At 70.6% G+C, this 16,078-nt stretch carries 15 protein-coding genes; 10 read left to right on the top strand and 5 right to left on the bottom strand.

The annotated features are described in order from the left end of the window. Positions 1–3: 3 nt before the first annotated feature. Positions 4–723 carry a class I SAM-dependent methyltransferase gene (locus tag GRQ65_RS09655; RefSeq protein ID WP_202387912.1) on the top strand — a complete coding sequence of 240 codons (720 nt, stop codon included), beginning with the start codon at positions 4–6 and terminating at the stop codon, positions 721–723. A gap of 6 nt (positions 724–729) precedes the next feature. Here the strand turns inward: GRQ65_RS09655 and GRQ65_RS09650 are convergent, their stop codons facing one another. Next, the gene (locus GRQ65_RS09650; RefSeq protein WP_160877639.1) at positions 730–1,779 is read right to left on the bottom strand and encodes a LacI family DNA-binding transcriptional regulator; all 1,050 of its coding nucleotides are present in this window, start codon (positions 1,777–1,779) and stop codon (positions 730–732) included. 185 nt (positions 1,780–1,964) lie between these two features. Between GRQ65_RS09650 and radA the strand changes: the two genes are divergently transcribed. The 5 genes from radA to GRQ65_RS09625 all read left to right on the top strand — a co-directional run bounded on the left by radA (position 1,965) and on the right by GRQ65_RS09625 (position 6,846). Continuing rightward, the gene (gene radA, locus GRQ65_RS09645; protein WP_160877637.1) at positions 1,965–3,416 is read left to right on the top strand and encodes a DNA repair protein RadA; all 1,452 of its coding nucleotides are present in this window, start codon (positions 1,965–1,967) and stop codon (positions 3,414–3,416) included. A gap of 86 nt (positions 3,417–3,502) precedes the next feature. Then, on the top strand, positions 3,503–4,561 hold the full coding sequence (gene disA / locus GRQ65_RS09640) for a DNA integrity scanning diadenylate cyclase DisA (RefSeq protein WP_439331857.1): 1,059 nt from the start codon (positions 3,503–3,505) through the stop codon (positions 4,559–4,561). A gap of 46 nt (positions 4,562–4,607) precedes the next feature. Then, positions 4,608–5,402, top strand: a complete 795-nt coding sequence (locus tag GRQ65_RS09635; protein WP_160877635.1) for a glycosyltransferase family 2 protein — start codon at positions 4,608–4,610, stop codon at positions 5,400–5,402. Further along, entirely contained in the window at positions 5,399–5,800 is a 402-nt protein-coding gene (locus GRQ65_RS09630; protein WP_160877633.1) for a DUF2304 family protein, read from the top strand. The genes GRQ65_RS09635 and GRQ65_RS09630 overlap by 4 nt, the downstream gene beginning before the upstream one ends. Beyond that, the gene (locus GRQ65_RS09625; RefSeq protein WP_160877631.1) at positions 5,797–6,846 is read left to right on the top strand and encodes a glycosyltransferase; all 1,050 of its coding nucleotides are present in this window, start codon (positions 5,797–5,799) and stop codon (positions 6,844–6,846) included. Before GRQ65_RS09630 ends, GRQ65_RS09625 begins: the two co-directional genes overlap by 4 nt. Here the strand turns inward: GRQ65_RS09625 and GRQ65_RS09620 are convergent. Beyond that, entirely contained in the window at positions 6,818–7,624 is an 807-nt protein-coding gene (locus GRQ65_RS09620; protein WP_160877629.1) for a hypothetical protein, read from the bottom strand. The two genes, GRQ65_RS09625 and GRQ65_RS09620, sit on opposite strands and share 29 nt — an antisense overlap. 64 nt (positions 7,625–7,688) lie before the next feature. Here GRQ65_RS09620 and GRQ65_RS09615 point away from each other — a divergent pair, with 64 nt between their 5' ends. After that, positions 7,689–8,549 carry an HhH-GPD family protein gene (locus GRQ65_RS09615; RefSeq protein WP_160877627.1) on the top strand — a complete coding sequence of 287 codons (861 nt, stop codon included), beginning with the start codon at positions 7,689–7,691 and terminating at the stop codon, positions 8,547–8,549. A 6-nt stretch (positions 8,550–8,555) separates the two neighbouring features. On the opposite strand, the gene GRQ65_RS09610 is transcribed toward GRQ65_RS09615, so the two are convergent. The 3 genes from GRQ65_RS09610 to GRQ65_RS09600 form a co-directional block, all read right to left on the bottom strand. Continuing rightward, entirely contained in the window at positions 8,556–9,176 is a 621-nt protein-coding gene (locus GRQ65_RS09610; protein WP_160877625.1) for a DapH/DapD/GlmU-related protein, read from the bottom strand. 114 nt (positions 9,177–9,290) lie between these two features. Then, positions 9,291–11,870, bottom strand: coding sequence for an ATP-dependent Clp protease ATP-binding subunit (locus GRQ65_RS09605; protein ID WP_160877623.1), 2,580 nt, complete (start codon positions 11,868–11,870; stop codon positions 9,291–9,293). Positions 11,871–12,050: 180 nt separating this feature from the next. Then, entirely contained in the window at positions 12,051–12,392 is a 342-nt protein-coding gene (locus tag GRQ65_RS09600) for a histone-like nucleoid-structuring protein Lsr2 (protein ID WP_160877621.1), read from the bottom strand. A 593-nt stretch (positions 12,393–12,985) separates the two neighbouring features. Between GRQ65_RS09600 and GRQ65_RS09595 the strand changes: the two genes are divergently transcribed. From GRQ65_RS09595 to GRQ65_RS09585, 3 genes are read left to right on the top strand one after another with little or no spacing between them, the layout of a single operon-like run. Continuing rightward, positions 12,986–14,203, top strand: coding sequence for a nucleotide sugar dehydrogenase (locus tag GRQ65_RS09595; RefSeq protein ID WP_160877619.1), 1,218 nt, complete (start codon positions 12,986–12,988; stop codon positions 14,201–14,203). Beyond that, positions 14,200–14,967: a glycosyltransferase gene (locus GRQ65_RS09590; RefSeq protein WP_160877617.1), complete on the top strand. Its 768-nt coding sequence runs from the start codon at positions 14,200–14,202 to the stop codon at positions 14,965–14,967. Before GRQ65_RS09595 ends, GRQ65_RS09590 begins: the two co-directional genes overlap by 4 nt. Positions 14,968–14,997: 30 nt before the next feature. Then, the gene (locus GRQ65_RS09585; protein ID WP_160877615.1) at positions 14,998–16,029 is read left to right on the top strand and encodes an NAD-dependent epimerase/dehydratase family protein; all 1,032 of its coding nucleotides are present in this window, start codon (positions 14,998–15,000) and stop codon (positions 16,027–16,029) included. Positions 16,030–16,078 lie beyond the last annotated feature (49 nt).

The raw sequence follows: 16,078 nt of genomic DNA, 5'->3' as shown, positions 1-16,078 counted from the left end.
GCCCTGGACCTCCCTCCCGGGACCCGACCGAGTCCCAACATCTGGCACCACACGGCGACGTACGAGATCGAGAACCGCGCCGTCGACCCCGACGGTCGCCTGTGGTCGACCCTCGCCGACCTCGCGCACTGGGACGGCCGCGACGTGCTCGACCTCGGGTGCGGCACGGGCTTCCACCTCCCCCGCTTCGCCGAGACCGCCCGCTCGGTCGTCGGCGTCGAGCCGCACCCCGACCTCGCGGCGCTGGCCCGCCGCCGCACCCGCCGTCTGAGCTCCGTGACGGTGCGGCAGGGCACGGCTCAGTCGGTGCCGCTGCCCGACGCCTCCGTCGACGTCGTCCACGCTCGCTGGGCCTACTTCTTCGGGCCCGGCTGCGAGCCCGGTCTCGCCGAGCTCGCCCGCGTCGTACGCCGCGGCGGGGTCGCCACCGTCGTCGACAACGACCCGACCCGCTCGACGTTCGGCGGCTGGTTCCGGCGCGGCTACCCCGAGGTCGACCCCGACGCGGTGGAGCGGTTCCGGTCGCAGCACGGTTGGACCCGCAACCCGGTCGACATGGGCTGGCGGTTCACCTCACGCGCCGACCTCGAGGCGGTCGTGCGCATCGAGTTCGACGCCGCCACCGCCGACGCGGTGCTCGCCGAGCACTGGGCCCACCACGGCGACAGCCCCAGCGGGCTCGAGGTCGACTACGCCGTCAACGTCTGGTCGCGGGCGTTCTGAGCCGCGTCAGCTGGAGCCGCGGACGACGAGCCGCGGCGTGAGCAGCACGCCTGGGTGCACGGTGGGCGGCGCTCCCAGCAGCCCCTCGAGGGCCTTCACGACCTCGACGGCGACGTCCTCGAGCGGCTGACGCACCGAGGTGAGCCCCGGCGGCACCGTCTGGGCGACCTGGGAGTCGTCGAAGCCGGTCACGGCGATGTCGTGGCCGGCGCTCAGCCCCCGCTCGGCGAGCGTGTGCAGCACCCCCATCGCGAGGGTGTCACTGGCACAGACGAACGCCGAGGGGTGGGCCTCGTCGAGCAGCACCGCGCTGGCCTCGCGGCCGGACGAGACGGTGTCCTCGACGCGGGAGGCCAGGCCGCTGGTCGGGATGTCGCGGCTGCGCATGGCGCGGCTCCAGCCGGCGCGGCGCTCCTCGCCCAGCAGCGAGTCCTTGCGCCAGCCGATCCAGGCGATGCGGGTGTGGCCGCGCTCGATGAGGTGCGTCGTCGCCATCTCGGTGCCGGCGGCGCCGTCGACGTCGACCCAGGGGTGCCGGGCGTCGGGATCGTTCCACGGCCGCCCGAAGGCGACGAACGGCGCCCGGCGCTGGTCGAGCCACTCCGCCTGGGGGTTGCCCAGGTAGGTGTCGGTCACGACGAAGGCGTCGACGGCGGTCGAGCGCAGGAGGTCGTCGTAGGCCGGGAGCTCGTCGACCGCCTTGCCGGTGCGGGTGCCGGAGAAGAGCAGGACGTGGTAGCCCGCCTCGCGTGAGGAGTCGACCAGTGAGTGGACGAAGCGGTCCATCAGGGCGTTGGCGGTGCCCTCCTCCGCGGCCTTGATGGGCAGGCCGATGAGGTGGGAGGCGCGGGTGCGGAGGTTGCGGGCGGCGCGGTTGGGGAGGTAGCCGAGCTCGGCGATCGCCTGCTGCACCCGGCTCAGGGTGTCCTCGCGCAGGAGGTCGGGGTTGTTGACGGCGTTGGAGACCGTCTGACGGCTCACCCCCGCACGCTCCGCGACGTCGGCCAGCGTGGGCGGCGTGACCGAGGAGCGGCCGCTCGGCCGGGACACGCTCATCCGGGCCTCCCTCGTAGCACTGGCTCAAGACATCGGGCCGACGGCCCCGGATGGGCCGGCTCGGTCCTGGATCGTTCCAACGCACAGTACAGCGCAGCCACCCCCGTGGGGGTGGCTGCGGTCACCCCGGCCGTCCGCGGCCCGTGCCGACCCAGGATGTCGGTGGCGCCGCCTAGGTTGCTGCCATGGCCACGAAGAAGACCGCCGCGCGCCCGGCGTACCGCTGCAGCGAGTGCGGCTGGGAGACCGCGAAGTGGGTCGGTCGCTGCGGCGAGTGCCAGGCCTGGGGCTCCGTGGCCGAGAGCGCTGCGCCGCAGCTGCGGGCCTCCGCCTCGCCGGTGACCGCCGCGGCCGTACCGATCGGCGAGGTGAGCGTCGAGGAGTCGTCCTCGCGCGGCAGCGGGGTCCCCGAGCTCGACCGCGTGCTCGGCGGGGGACTCGTGCCGGGTGCAGCCATCCTGCTGGCCGGTGAGCCGGGCGTCGGCAAGAGCACCCTGCTGCTGGAGGTGGCCGCCCAGACCGCTCGCGCCCGCCACCGGGTCCTCTACGTCACCGGCGAGGAGTCGGCCTCTCAGGTGCGGCTGCGCGCCGACCGCACCGGTGCGGTGCAGGACGAGCTCTACCTCGCGGCGGAGACGGACCTCGGCGCCGTGCTGACCCACATCGAGCAGGTGCGCCCGACGCTGCTCGTCGTCGACTCCGTGCAGACGATCGGCGCCTCCGGGCTCGACGGCGTCCCAGGTGGGGTCACCCAGGTCAAGGAGGTCGCGGCCGCGCTCATCCGGGTCGCCAAGACCCGCAACATCACCACCGTCATGGTCGGCCACGTCACCAAGGACGGCGCCATCGCCGGACCTCGCGTCCTGGAGCACCTCGTCGACGTCGTCCTGCACTTCGAGGGTGACCGCAACTCCCGCTTCCGCATGGTGAGGGCGATGAAGAACCGGTTCGGACCGGTCGACGAGGTCGGCTGCTTCGACCTCGGCCCCGACGGCATCAGCGCGGTCACCGACCCGACCGGGCTGTTCATCGAGCACCAGACGGCCCCGGTGCCGGGCACGTGCGTCGCGGTCACCATGGAGGGCCGCCGCCCGATGCTCGCCGAGGTGCAGGCCCTGGTCACGCCTTCTCCCATGGACCGGCCGCGGCGTACGACGTCCGGCCTCGACTCCTCGCGCGTCGCGATGGTGCTCGCGATCCTCCAGCAGCACGGCCGACTGCCCCTGCACACCTGCGACGTGTTCGCCTCCACCGTCGGCGGGGCCCGGCTCCAGGAGCCCGCCAGCGACCTCGCCCTCGCCATCGCGATCGCCTCGGCCGTCCAAGGCGTCACCGCGGGGGCCGGGGTGGTGGCGATGGGCGAGCTCGGACTGGCCGGAGAGCTCCGCAAGGTGCGCGACCTGCCGCAGCGGCTCGCGGAGGCCGCGCGGCTGGGCTTCACGAAGGCGCTCGTGCCGGGCCAGCGAGCGAGCGGGCCGCACACCACGCGTCCGCGCACGGTCGACGGGATGAGCGTCATCGAGGTCACCGACATCGGTTCCGCGCTGCGCCTCCTCCGGCTCAGCGGCGGCGATCGCGCCGACCGCGCGGCCCGCAGCTCTGGGGGCCGCCCCGATCTCCACGCGGTCGACGAGTGACCCGGCTCCGCTTCGCTTAGGCTTCGGGTGACCCGGTGGGACCGGGCGAGCGAGAGGGGCGGCTGGTGGCCGAACGCACCGACGAGATGCTGCGGCTGCGCGCGACCCTCCAGGCGATCGCCCCCGGCACATCGCTGCGCGACGGGCTCGAGCGCATCCTGCGCGGACGCACCGGCGCCCTGATCGTCCTCGGCAACGACCGGACGGTCGAGTCGATCGCCACCGGTGGCTTCCAGCTCGACGTACCGTTCACCGCGACCGGTCTGCGCGAGCTGGCCAAGATGGACGGCGCGATCATCGTCGATCGCGACGTCACCCGCATCGTCAAGGCCGCGGTGCACCTCATGCCCGACCACACGATCCCCAGCGAGGAGACCGGCACCCGCCACCGCACCGCGGACCGGGTCGCCCGGCAGACCGGCTTCCCGGTGATCTCGGTGTCGCAGTCGATGCAGATCATCGCCGCCTACGTCGGCGAGACCCGTCACGTGCTGGAGGACTCCGGCCAGATCCTCTCCCGCGCCAACCAGGCTCTCGCCACCCTCGAGCGCTACAAGCTGCGCCTCGACGAGGTGTCGAGCACGCTGTCGGCGCTGGAGATCGAGGACCTCGTCACCGTCCGCGACGTCGCGGTCGTCGCCCAGCGCCTCGAGATGGTCACCCGCATCGCCCGCGAGATCGAGGACTACGTGCTCGAGCTCGGCACCGACGGTCGCCTGCTGTCGCTGCAGCTCGAGGAGCTCATCACCGGCGTCGACGCCGAGCGCGAGCTGGTCATCCGCGACTACGTCCCCGGCGGGCGCCGCACCAAGAGCCCGGAGGTGCTGCTGCAGCGCCTCGAGGCGCTGACGGCGACCGAGCTCGTCGACCCGGCGTCCTCGGCCCGCGTGCTCGGGCTCGGCTCGGTCGAGCACCTCGACGGCGCGGTCGCCCCCCGCGGCTACCGCCTCCTCGCCAAGGTGCCCCGGCTGCCGGCCACCGTCGTCGACCGGCTCGTCGACCACTTCGGCACCCTGCAGAAGCTGCTGTCCGCCGGCGTCGAGGACCTCCAGGTCGTCGACGGCGTGGGCGAGCTGCGGGCCCGCAGCGTGCGCGAGGGGCTCAGCCGACTCGCGGAGTCGACGATCCTCGAGCGCTACGTCTGAGCGGCGAATCAGCGGTCGGCGCGCCTGCCCCATAGTCTCGGTGCCCATGAGTCCCACCGTCCCGCGCTCCCCAGGCCTTCCGGGAGTGCTCGTGGTCATGCCCGCCTGGAACGAGCAGGACGCCATCGGTTCGACCATCCACGACGTGACCTCGACCCTGGGCGTGGACGTCCTCGTCGTGGACGACGGATCCATCGACCACACCGCTCGGGAGGCGATGAGGGCCGGGGCGGTCGTCTGCTCACTCCCTTACAACCTGGGTGTCGGTGGCGCCATGCGGACTGGCTACCGGTACGCCCTGCGTCACGGGTACGACACCGTGGTCCAGATCGACGCGGACGGGCAGCACGACCCGCGCTACCTGCCGCACCTGCTCGAGGCACTCCGCACGCGCGACGACCAGCCCGGGGCCGACCTGGTCATCGGCGCACGTTTCGCGGGCGAGGGTGCGGACTACCAGGTGAGCTGGGTGCGCCGAATGGCGATGCGCATGCTCGCCGGCACACTGTCGCGTCTCGCGGGAACGCGTCTGACCGACGTCACCAGTGGCTTCCGCGTCGCCAACCGACGAGCGGTCGAGGTCTTCGCCAGTCACTATCCCGCCGAGTACCTCGGCGACACCGTCGAGTCGATGGTGATCGCACTGCGTGCGGGGTGCAGCGTCACCCAGGTCGCCGTCGAGATGAGGCCGCGCCAGGGCGGCGTCCCCAGCCAGACGCCGTTCAAGGCTGCCTTGTTCCTGGGCCGCGCGGTGATGGCCCTGGCCCTGGCGCTCATCCGGCGCTGGCCGGACGTGCCCGGTGATCGCGAGCCCGCAGCGACCGTGGGCGGCCTCCCGTGAACGCGCCGAACATCCTCGGGATCATCGGTTCGGTCGTCATCCTCGTCGTGCTCTTCGAGCTGCTCCGCCGGCGGCACCTCCGCGAGAAGTACGCGGTGCTGTGGGCTGCGGTCGCGTTCGGCGTCCTCGTCCTGACGATCGCGCCGTGGGTGCTCAACACCGCCGCGCGCCTGGTGGGGGTCGACGTCCCGGCCAACCTCCTGTTCTTCGTCGCCAGCATGGTGCTGATGGTGCTGACGCTCCAGCACAGCTACGAGCTCGGTCGGCTCGAGGACAAGACGCGGACCCTGGCGGAGGAGATCGCACTGCTGCGTCTCGAGCAGGACAGCATCAGACGCGCGGCCGACACCGGATCCCAGGACGACATGTCGTCGACCGAGGGGAGCGAGACTCCGTGAGCGCCCCGTTCGCGGGCACCGCGGTCATCCTCGCGTACGGGCACCAACCCCTGCTGCCGCGTGCGGTCGAGGCGGTCCTCGCCTCGCGGGGCATCGACGTCGACGTCGTGCTGGTGGACAACGGCGGCGAGGACGACGTCGTCCGGACTCTGGCCGAACTCCCCGGGGTGGAGGTCGTCCGCCCTGGCTCCAACCTGGGCTTCGCCGCCGGGTGCAACCTCGGTGCGCATCGCGCCCGTGGCGAGCACCTGCTCTTCGTCAACGGGGACGCTGTCGTCGAGCCCGACGCCCTCGCCCGCCTCGTCGCGGCCCTCGACGACCGGGTGGCGCTGGCCTCGGCGTCCGTCCGGCTCCTCGACCGTCCCGACGTCATGAACTCGGCCGGCAACCCGGTGCACTTCCTCGGGATCAGCTGGGCGGGGGCTCTCGGCGAGCCGGCAGCCGACCACTCCACCCCGTCCGACATCACCTCGATCTCCGGTGCGACCGCTGCCGTCCGCCGCGACGACTTCCTCGCGATGGGCGGCTTCTGCGAGACGCTCTTCACCTATGTCGAGGACACCGACCTGAGCCTCCGCAGCTGGTCACGCGGACGTCGAGCGGTCTTCGTGCCCGACGCCGTGGTGCACCACGACTACGAGTTCTCGCGCAATCCCGACAAGTTCTACCTGCTCGAGCGCAACCGGCTCTTCATGGTGCTCACGCTCTATCCCGCCCGCGTCCTCCTCGCCGTCCTCCCGGTCCTCGTCGCCGCGGAACTGGCGCTGCTGGGCCTCGCTGCCAAACAGGGGTGGGCGTCGCAGAAGCTGCGTGGCTGGTGGTGGCTCCTCAGGCACGTTCCCGAGATCCGGCGTCGTCGCCGGGCAGAGGCACGCGACCGCGTCATCAGTGACTCCGCGTTCGCCGCTCTCCTCACACCCACGTTGGATCCCGGGGTCGACGGCTTCGCGCTGCCGCGTGGCGTCCAGTTCCTGACCACCTCGTGGTGGATCGCCGCCCGTCGGGGGCTGCGCCTGGTCAGCCCGCGGGGGCAGGCTCTGCAGTGACCGTCGGTGTCACCGTCTGGGTGACGACCGGCGCCGCCGGCGCCGCGAGCTCGAACTGCACGTCGGTCGGCTCGCCGCCGAGCACGGCCGTGCTCACGGTGTAGACCCCCGGCATGGCGTACGCCGTACGGTCGCTGCACTCGTCGTCGGAGCGCGCAGCGTCGGCCCACACGACCGGCACCTGGGTGATGGCGGCCTGCCGCACGGCCACGACCTGGGTGGGGATGGCGCCGCTGCACTGCTCGCTCGACCAGACGGTGTCGCGACCACGCGAGATGACCATGCTGACGTCGTCGGGCGAGACCTCGAAGGTGCAGGCCGGGGTCGCCCGGGTCTGGAGGTTGAGCATCACCGTGACGTCGGTGGTGCCGACGGCGCCGTCGACCGTCGCGGTCACGAAGACGTCGTCGTCCGGGCACGGCCCGGTCGGCTCGGCGAGCGGCGGGGGCGTGGTCGGAGTCGGCTCGGGAGTGGGGACGGCCGCGGGCGTCTCCTCGGCGGTGGCGTCCTGGCCGGCGTTCTTGCCGCCGTTCCTCTTGCCGCCGTTCTTGCCGTCCTTGCCCGCCTTGCTGGTCGGCGCGTCGGTCGGGTCGGCGGTGACCGTCACGGTCGGCGAGGCGAGCGCGCCGACACGAGCCGCCGTCGGGTCGTCGTCGCCCCCGGCGCGCCCGAGGAGCTTGCCGAAACTGAGCACGAGGACCAGCGCGACGCTCAGGACGGCCAGGCGACGTCGCCAGTAGACCCCCGGAGGCAGAGGCCCGCGCGTGGTGGTGGGCACTCGCCCAAGGCTAGGCGCCACGCGCCGATCAGCGGCGGACCCACGCCGCGTAGCGTCGAGGTCGATGTCCGCCCTGCACGACCCGGTCCTCGACTGGTACGCCGCCCACGCACGTGACCTGCCCTGGCGCGAGCCGTCCGCGAGCCCGTGGTCGGTCCTCGTCTCAGAGCTGATGCTCCAGCAGACCCCGGTGGCGCGCGTGCTCCCGGTGCACACTCAGTGGCTCGAGCGCTGGCCGACACCTGCCCACCTGGCCGCCGAACCCAGCGGCGAGGCGGTGCGCGCCTGGGGCCGGTTGGGCTACCCCCGCCGCGCCCTGCGCCTGCACGCGGCGGCCGCAGCCATCGTCGAGCGCTACGACGGCGAGGTGCCGGACAGCTACGACGAGCTGCTGACGCTCCCGGGCGTCGGCGACTACACCGCCGCCGCCGTGGCGTCGTTCGCATTCGGACGCCGTCACGTCGTCCTCGACACCAACGTGCGCCGAGTGCTGGGGCGGGTGCTGGCGGGCCGGGAGTTCCCACCGACGTCGGTCACCCGCGCCGAGCGCGAGGAGGCCACCGAGGTGCTGCCCGATGACGAGGCGACCGCGGCGACCTGGGCGGTCGCCGTCATGGAGCTCGGCGCCCTCGTCTGCACGGCGGCCTCCCCTCGATGCGAAGACTGCCCTGTGCGAGAGCAGTGCGCCTGGCGCGCGGCCGGCTACCCGGCGTACGACGGCCCGCCGCGACGCGGCCAGGCGTGGCAGGGCACCGACCGCCAGTGCCGCGGACGACTCATGGCGGTGCTCCGCGACAGCGACGGACCGGTCCACCGCAGCCGACTGGACGTCGCCTGGCCCGACGCGGACCAGAGGGAGCGCTGCCTCGCCTCGTTGTCCCAGGACGGTCTGATCATGCGCAAGGGCGATACCTTCCGTCTCTGACGAGGATCAGGCCTCGCGGTTGTCCGCGGTGTGGTCGACAGCCGGTGCGTTGCGCCTGACGAACCGTTCTACGTCGTCGGACAGCAACCCTTTCATCCGTCGCTGGATCTTGCGATCGGACCAGTTCCACCACTGCATCCGGAGCAATCCGTCGATCACGTCTGGCTCGAAGCGGTGTGCGACCACCCGACCCGGGTTGCCAGCGACGACGGCGTACGGCGGCACGTCCTTCGTGACGACTGCGCCGGCTGCCACCACCGCACCGTCCGCGACCGACACTCCGGAGAGGACCGTCGCAGCACTTCCCAGCCACACGTCGTTGCCGATGATGATGCTGCCCTTGGACGCGGGGTGGCCAGGGGTCGTGTGCGCTTCCGGCCAGTCGGCGAACTCGGTGAACGGATAGGTAGTGACCCAGTCAGTCCGGTGGTTCCCGCCGAGGATGAAGGACACGCCGAGGGCTATCGAGCAGAAAGCGCCGATCCGGAGCTCGACATCTTCCCCCCACCAGTGGACGTGCGGCGCGCCGTAGGTGTGCCGGCCGATCTGCAATCGACCTGCGGCGCGCAGGGCCGCCGCGCCGGCATCGTCAACGAAGACCGCGCGTTGCTTCTCCGGCACCTCCACCGGGCGGACATTAGTCCGCCGTGATCGCCGAGACGAGAGCGGGCCCTTCACGCACCGAGGGCCCGGACGCGGTCGCGTCCGGGCCCTCGGTGGTCGAGCCGTGGTGCTTGTGCCTCAGCTCTCCGAGCGGGGCACGTCGGTGCCGCTGTCGGAGTCGTCGGGACCCTCGATCGGGGCCTCGGCGACACCGCCGACCTCGGCGGTCTCGAACGGAGGCAGGTCGGGCAGCGCGCTGACCTTCTGACCGGCGAAGGTGAACTTCGCCGTCGGGCCCTCACCCTCGACGTCGACCAGGATGATCTGACCCGGGCCGACCTCACCGAAGAGCATCTTCTCGGCGAGCACGTCCTCGATCTCGCGCTGCACCGTGCGACGCAGCGGCCGTGCGCCCAGGACCGGGTCGAAACCACGCTCGGCGAGCAGGTTCTTCGCGGGCTGGGTGAGCTCGAGCTGCATGTCGCGGTCGCGCAGACGCAGCTCCACCGAGGCCACCATGTTGTCGACCATGTTGATGATCTGCTCCTGCGTCAGCGGCGGGAACACGATGACCTCGTCGACACGGTTGAGGAACTCGGGACGGAAGTGCTGCTTGAGCTCCTCCGACACCTTGTTCTTCATCCGCTCGTAGGAGCCCGCAGAGTCGCCGCCCTGGGCGAAGCCGAGGTGGACGCCCTTGGCGATGTCGCGGGTGCCGAGGTTGGTGGTCATGATGATGACGGTGTTCTTGAAGTCGACCACCCGGCCCTGGGAGTCGGTCAGGCGACCTTCCTCCAGGATCTGCAGCAGGCTGTTGAAGATGTCCGGGTGGGCCTTCTCCACCTCGTCGAACAGCACGACCGAGAACGGCTTGCGGCGCACCTTCTCGGTGAGCTGGCCGCCCTCTTCGTAGCCGACGTAGCCGGGGGGCGAGCCGAAGAGCCGCGAGACGGTGTGCTTCTCGCCGTACTCCGACATGTCGAGCTGGATCAGCGAGTCCTCGTCGCCGAAGAGGAACTCGGCGAGCGTCTTGGACAGCCAGGTCTTACCGACGCCCGAGGGACCGGCGAAGATGAACGAGCCGCCGGGGCGCTTCGGGTCCTTGAGGCCGGCACGCGTACGACGGATGGCCCGCGACAGGGCCTTGACGGCCTCGTCCTGACCGATGACGCGCTTGTGGAGCTCGTCCTCCATCTTGAGCAGCCGGCTCGACTCCTCCTCCGACAGCTTCACGATCGGGATGCCCGTCGCGACGGCGAGCACCTCGGCGATCAGCTCCTCGTCGACCTCGGCGACCTCGTCCATGTCGCCCGAGCGCCACTGCTTCTCGCGCTCGGACTTCTTGGCGATGAGCTGCTTCTCCTCGTCGCGCAGGCGGGCCGCGGCCTCGAAGTCCTGCCCGTCGATCGCCGCCTCCTTGCGCTGGCGGACCTCGCCGATCTTGTCGTCGTACTCGCGCAGGTCGGCGGGCGCCGTCATCCGACGGATGCGCAGGCGCGAGCCCGCCTCGTCGATGAGGTCGATCGCCTTGTCGGGCAGGAAGCGGTCGGAGATGTAGCGGTCGGCCAGCGTCGCCGCCGAGACCAGGGCCTCGTCGGTGATCGTGACGCGGTGGTGGGCCTCGTAGCGGTCGCGCAGCCCCTTGAGCATCTCGATCGTGTGCGCGATGGAGGGCTCGGCGACCTGGATCGGCTGGAAGCGGCGCTCGAGCGCGGCGTCCTTCTCGAGGTACTTGCGGTACTCGTCGAGCGTGGTGGCACCGATGGTCTGCAGCTCGCCGCGGGCCAGCATCGGCTTGAGGATGCTGGCGGCGTCGATCGCGCCCTCGGCCGCACCGGCACCGACGAGGGTGTGGATCTCGTCGATGAACAGCACGATGTCGCCGCGGGTGCGGATCTCCTTGAGCACCTTCTTGAGGCGCTCCTCGAAGTCACCGCGGTAGCGCGAGCCGGCGACCAGCGCGCCGAGGTCGAGAGTGTAGATCTGCTTGTCCTTGAGCGTCTCCGGCACGTTGCCCTTGACGATGTCCTGGGCCAGGCCCTCGACGATCGTCGTCTTGCCAACGCCGGGCTCACCGATCAGCACGGGGTTGTTCTTCGTGCGGCGCGAGAGGATCTGCATGACCCGCTCGATCTCCTGCTCGCGACCGATGACCGGGTCGAGCTTGCCCTCGCGGGCGTCCTGGGTGAGGTTGCGACCGAACTGGTCGAGCACCAGCGACGACGACGGCGCCTCGCCGCCTCCCGTCGCGGCGGTGGCGGACGCGGCCGACTCCTTGCCCTGGAAGCCGGACAGCAGCTGGATGACCTGCTGGCGCACCCGGTTGAGGTCGGCGCCGAGCTTCTGCAGGACCTGGGCGGCGACGCCCTCGCCCTCACGGATCAGGCCGAGCAGGATGTGCTCGGTGCCGATGTAGCTGTGGCCGAGCTGGAGTGCCTCGCGCAGCGAGAGCTCGAGGACCTTCTTCGCGCGCGGGGTGAACGGGATGTGGCCGCTGGGGGCCTGCTGGCCCTGGCCGATGATCTCCTCGACCTGGGCGCGGACGGCCTCCAGGGAGATGTCGAGGCTCTCGAGGGCCTTGGCGGCCACGCCCTCGCCCTCGTGGATGAGGCCGAGCAGGATGTGCTCGGTCCCGATGTAGTTGTGGGAGAGCATGCGGGCCTCTTCCTGGGCCAGCACGACCACCCGGCGGGCACGGTCGGTGAACCGCTCGAACATGCGTCTCTCCTCGAGTTTTCAGCGTGTGGGGTCGACAGGTCCAACCCTCTTGTCAGCCTAGACGTTCCCGCCTGAGCCGCCCACGGCATCCGCTGAGAGCGAACAGGCGTCGTACGACGCGAGACCGGCGCCGCCCCAGTGGGGCGACGCCGGTCGTGTGGTGCCTTGTCGTGCTCGAGGTCAGTGAGCCGAGTCGTAGGCCTCGCGGACGTCGGCCGGGATGCGGCCCCGCTCGGGGACCTCGTGGCCGTTCTCGCGGGCCCACTCGCGGATCTCCTTGGCGCTGGGGCCGTCGCTGCTGCTCGCGCTCGGCGTACGACGCGCGCCACCGCCTCCGCGACGCGCACCGCTCACCTTGCGGGCGTGGCCGACGTAGGTCGCCAGGGCCTCCCGCAGCGCGGTGGCGTTCTCGTCGTTGAGGTCGATCTCGTAGTTGGTGCCGTCGAGACCGAAGCTCACGGTCTCGGTCGCCTCGGAGCCGTCGAGGTCGTCCTCGAGGACGATGTGGACCTTCTGTGCCATCGAAACTGCCTTCACTTTCTGAGAGGGTCCCCCGTCTATCGAGAGCACTTTATCCGAGGTGAATGTGACTATCGCGCGAATCGCCCTGCGATCGGGGATTCTCTGAATTCCGGATGGGCGACGCCGAATGCCTGCGCCCCGTCACCCGCGACGCAGGAGGAAAACGCAAGCAGGCCTTGACCGAGGCGGGCGCGACGGAATTCACGGCTTCGTACCGGAAGGGGGGACCTCGAATTGATTCCCTCCACGTCGTGTCCCGTGTGCGGCTATTCCTCGTACATCGCACGGTCGTCGACGGCGTGATGTGGTCGAAGACCATCCGCTGCGCGTCGGCGCAGTGCGGGACAACACCCCGAGCTCGTCGGGACCAGGTCTGCCACGTGGGCCCCTCGTCGACGACGGTGGCGGCGACACGCGGTCACACCCGCCGGACCGGGCGCGATTGTACGGGTCTCAGGTCACGAGCGGGTCCGAGCACGACGAGGCGAAGCCCGCACGAGAGCCCACTCGGCCGCTCGCGCGGGTTATGGCGCAGTCTCCGCGCCCCCTACGATGCTCGGGTTCGACGCCCGACCTAACCCAGGAGCTCCCCCATGACCACCCCCGACGCCGCTCGCGCCCTCGACGTCGTCGTGGTCGGAGGATGCGGCCACGTCGGCCTCCCACTGGCGATCGGCTTCGCCTCCCGCGGCCTCGACGTCGGCATCTACGACATCAACCAGGCGGCGGTCGACCTCGTCAACGGCGGTGAGCTCCCCTTCCAGGAGGACGGCGCTCAGCCCGTGCTCGAGCGCGCCCTGCAGGACGACCGCCTGCGCGCCAGCACCGACCCTTCGATCATCTCTCGCGCCGACGCGGTGGTCGTCGTGGTGGGCACCCCGGTCGACGAGCACCTCAACCCCAACCCGCACGCCGTGGGCCGCTCGCTCGAGGCCAACATCGGCCAGTTCCGCGACGGCCAGCTGCTGGTGCTGCGCAGCACGGTCTATCCCGGCGTGACCCGCAACGTCGAGCGGATGTTCGAGAAGGCCGGCGTCGCCCTCGACGTCGCGTTCTGCCCCGAGCGGATCGCCGAGGGCAAGGCCATGGTCGAGCTGTTCGAGCTCCCTCAGATCGTGTCGGGTCGCAGCCAGGAGGTGCGCGACCGGGCCGGGAAGCTGTTCGGCCACCTCACCGACAGCATCGTCGAGCTGGAGCCCGAGGAGGCCGAGCTCGCCAAGCTGTTCACCAACACCTGGCGCTACATCAAGTTCGCCGCGGCCAACCAGTTCTACGTGATGGCCAACAACAACGGCCTCGACTTCGAGCGCATCCGGTCCGCGCTGTCCCAGGACTACCCCCGGGCCTCCGACATGCCGGGCGCCGGCTTCGCCGCGGGGCCGTGCCTGTTCAAGGACACGATGCAGCTGGCGGCGTTCAGCGACAACAGCTTCGCGCTCGGCCACGCCGCGATGCTGGTCAACGAGGGCCTGCCGCTCTACGTCGTGTCGCAGCTCGAGCAGAAGATGGACCTCTCGACGACCCGCGTAGGCATCCTCGGGATGGCCTTCAAGGGAGAGAGCGACGACATCCGCTCCTCGCTGTCCTACAAGCTCAAGCGAATCCTGGAGTTCCGCGCCGGCTCGGTCATGACCACCGACCCCTACGTCACCGTCGACCCGACGCTGTCGACGCTGGAGGAGGTCGTCGCGGGCAGTGACGTGCTGATCCTGGCGGCGCCGCACAAGGCCTACCGCGACCTCGGCGGGCTCGTCGGCGACAAGCAGGTCGTCGACATCTGGAACATGCTCGGCGACGGCACCACCGTATGAGCCTGGCCGTCAGCGTCGTCATCCCGGCGTACAACGAGGGCGAGGAGATCATCCCCGTCCTCGACCGCATCTTCGAGGCCGTACACCTCGAGTGCCAGGTGATGGTCGTCGTCGACTTCCTCGAGGACACCACTGTGCCGGTCGTGGAGCGCTACCGGGAGAACGAGCCGCGGCTGCGTCTCGGCGTCAACGACTACGGTAGGGGCCCGGCCAACGCCATCCGCTGGGGCATCGACAACGTCACCACCCCCATCGTGGTCGTCACGATGGCCGACGGCAGCGACGACCCGCGCCAGATCGACACGCTGGCGCGCCTGGTCGAGCGGGGCGTCGTGGTCGCGGCGGCGTCGCGCTACACCGGCGGCGGCGCCCAGGTCGGCGGCCCGCTGTTCAAGGGACTGCTGTCACGCGCGGCGGGTCGCTCGCTCGGCGTCGCGGCCCGCGTCGGGACCCGCGACGCCACCAACAGCTTCAAGGCCTACAACACGGAGTTCGTGCGCGAGGTGGGCATCCACTCCCGCAGCGGTTTCGAGATCGGTCTGGAGCTCACCGCCAAAGCCCGGCGGCTGCGCCGGCCCGTCGCCGAGGTCCCGACCATCTGGCTCGACCGCACGATCGGCGAGTCGAACTTCGACCTCAAGAAGTGGCTGCCGAAGTACCTGCGCTGGTACCGCTTCGCGTTCGGCCCTCAGCTGACCCCCGAGCAGGTCGAGGCCGAGTCGCGGCGCATCGCCGCCCTCAACTACCAGACCGACAGCAACTGACAAACCGTCACCACAGGAGAGCTCCCCGACATGTCCGAACAGCAGAAGGTCCTCGTCTCCGGCTCCGCCGGCTTCATCGGCGGGTACGTCGTGGAGGAGCTCCTCAACCGCGGGTACGCCGTCCGCGGCATCGACAACTACTCGAAGTACGGCAAGGTCGAGAAGTCCTACGACAACCACCCCCACTACGACTTCGTCGAGGACGACGTCCGCAACACCGACGTCATGAAGAAACTGCTCTCCGACTGCGACCACTTCGTCGCTGGCGCAGCGCTCATCGGTGGCATCTCCTACTTCCACGCCTACGCCTACGACCTCCTCGCCACCAACGAGAGGATCATGGCCTCCTCCTGCGACGCGGCCATCGAGGCGATGCAGCACGGCAAGCTCAAGAAGGTCACCTACCTCTCGAGCTCGATGGTCTTCGAGTCGACCGAGCACTGGCCCTCCAAGGAGGGCGACGAGCGCAAGATCCCGCCGCCGCTGTCGTCCTACGGCTTCCAGAAGCTGGCGGTGGAGTACTTCGCCAAGGCGGCCTGGGACCAGTACAAGCTCCCTTACACGATCGTGCGCCCGTTCAACTGCGTCGGCATCGGCGAGGGTCGTGCACTCGGGGACGTCGAGATCGACTCCGGCAACGTCAAGCTGGCGATGAGCCACGTCGTGCCCGACATCGTGCAGAAGATCGTCAAGGGTCAGGACCCGCTGCACATCCTCGGCGAGGGCAACCAGATCCGCCACTACACCTACGGCGGCGACCTCGCCAAGGGCATCGTCGAGGCGATGAGCCAGGACGCGGCCTACAACGACGACTTCAACATCTCGACCGCCGAGTCGACCTCGGTGCGCGAGCTCGCGGCCGTCATCTGGAAGAAGATCAAGGGCGACGCCCCGCTGACGCTGGTCAGCGACGAGGCCTACGAGTACGACGTGCAGAAGCGCGTCCCCGACGTCAGCAAGGCCAAGGAGGTCCTCGGCTTCGAGTGCACCACCACCCTCGACGACATGCTCGACGAGGTCATCCCGTGGGTGGCTCAGGCCGTCGCCGATGGCCGACTCTGAGGGTTCGGGGTCTCACAGGGTCCCGGGACGACGCGTCTCGGGACCGACC

Origin of the sequence: Nocardioides flavescens, assembly GCF_009823805.1 — a bacterium.
Taxonomy (GTDB): domain Bacteria; phylum Actinomycetota; class Actinomycetes; order Propionibacteriales; family Nocardioidaceae; genus Nocardioides; species Nocardioides flavescens.
The sequence above is the reverse complement of the archived record's forward strand: the minus strand, read 5'-3'. Positions and strand labels throughout refer to the sequence as shown.

Coding starts and splice junctions, on each gene's coding strand:
- GRQ65_RS09650 (WP_160877639.1), bottom strand. CDS start 1,779: ATGAGCGTGTCCCGGCCGAGCGGCCGCTCCTCGGTCACGCCGCCCACG.
- radA (WP_160877637.1), top strand. CDS start 1,965: ATGGCCACGAAGAAGACCGCCGCGCGCCCGGCGTACCGCTGCAGCGAG.
- disA (WP_439331857.1), top strand. CDS start 3,503: ATGCTGCGGCTGCGCGCGACCCTCCAGGCGATCGCCCCCGGCACATCG.
- GRQ65_RS09635 (WP_160877635.1), top strand. CDS start 4,608: ATGAGTCCCACCGTCCCGCGCTCCCCAGGCCTTCCGGGAGTGCTCGTG.
- GRQ65_RS09615 (WP_160877627.1), top strand. CDS start 7,689: ATGTCCGCCCTGCACGACCCGGTCCTCGACTGGTACGCCGCCCACGCA.
- GRQ65_RS09605 (WP_160877623.1), bottom strand. CDS start 11,870: ATGTTCGAGCGGTTCACCGACCGTGCCCGCCGGGTGGTCGTGCTGGCC.
- GRQ65_RS09600 (WP_160877621.1), bottom strand. CDS start 12,392: ATGGCACAGAAGGTCCACATCGTCCTCGAGGACGACCTCGACGGCTCC.
- GRQ65_RS09595 (WP_160877619.1), top strand. CDS start 12,986: ATGACCACCCCCGACGCCGCTCGCGCCCTCGACGTCGTCGTGGTCGGA.
- GRQ65_RS09590 (WP_160877617.1), top strand. CDS start 14,200: ATGAGCCTGGCCGTCAGCGTCGTCATCCCGGCGTACAACGAGGGCGAG.
- GRQ65_RS09585 (WP_160877615.1), top strand. CDS start 14,998: ATGTCCGAACAGCAGAAGGTCCTCGTCTCCGGCTCCGCCGGCTTCATC.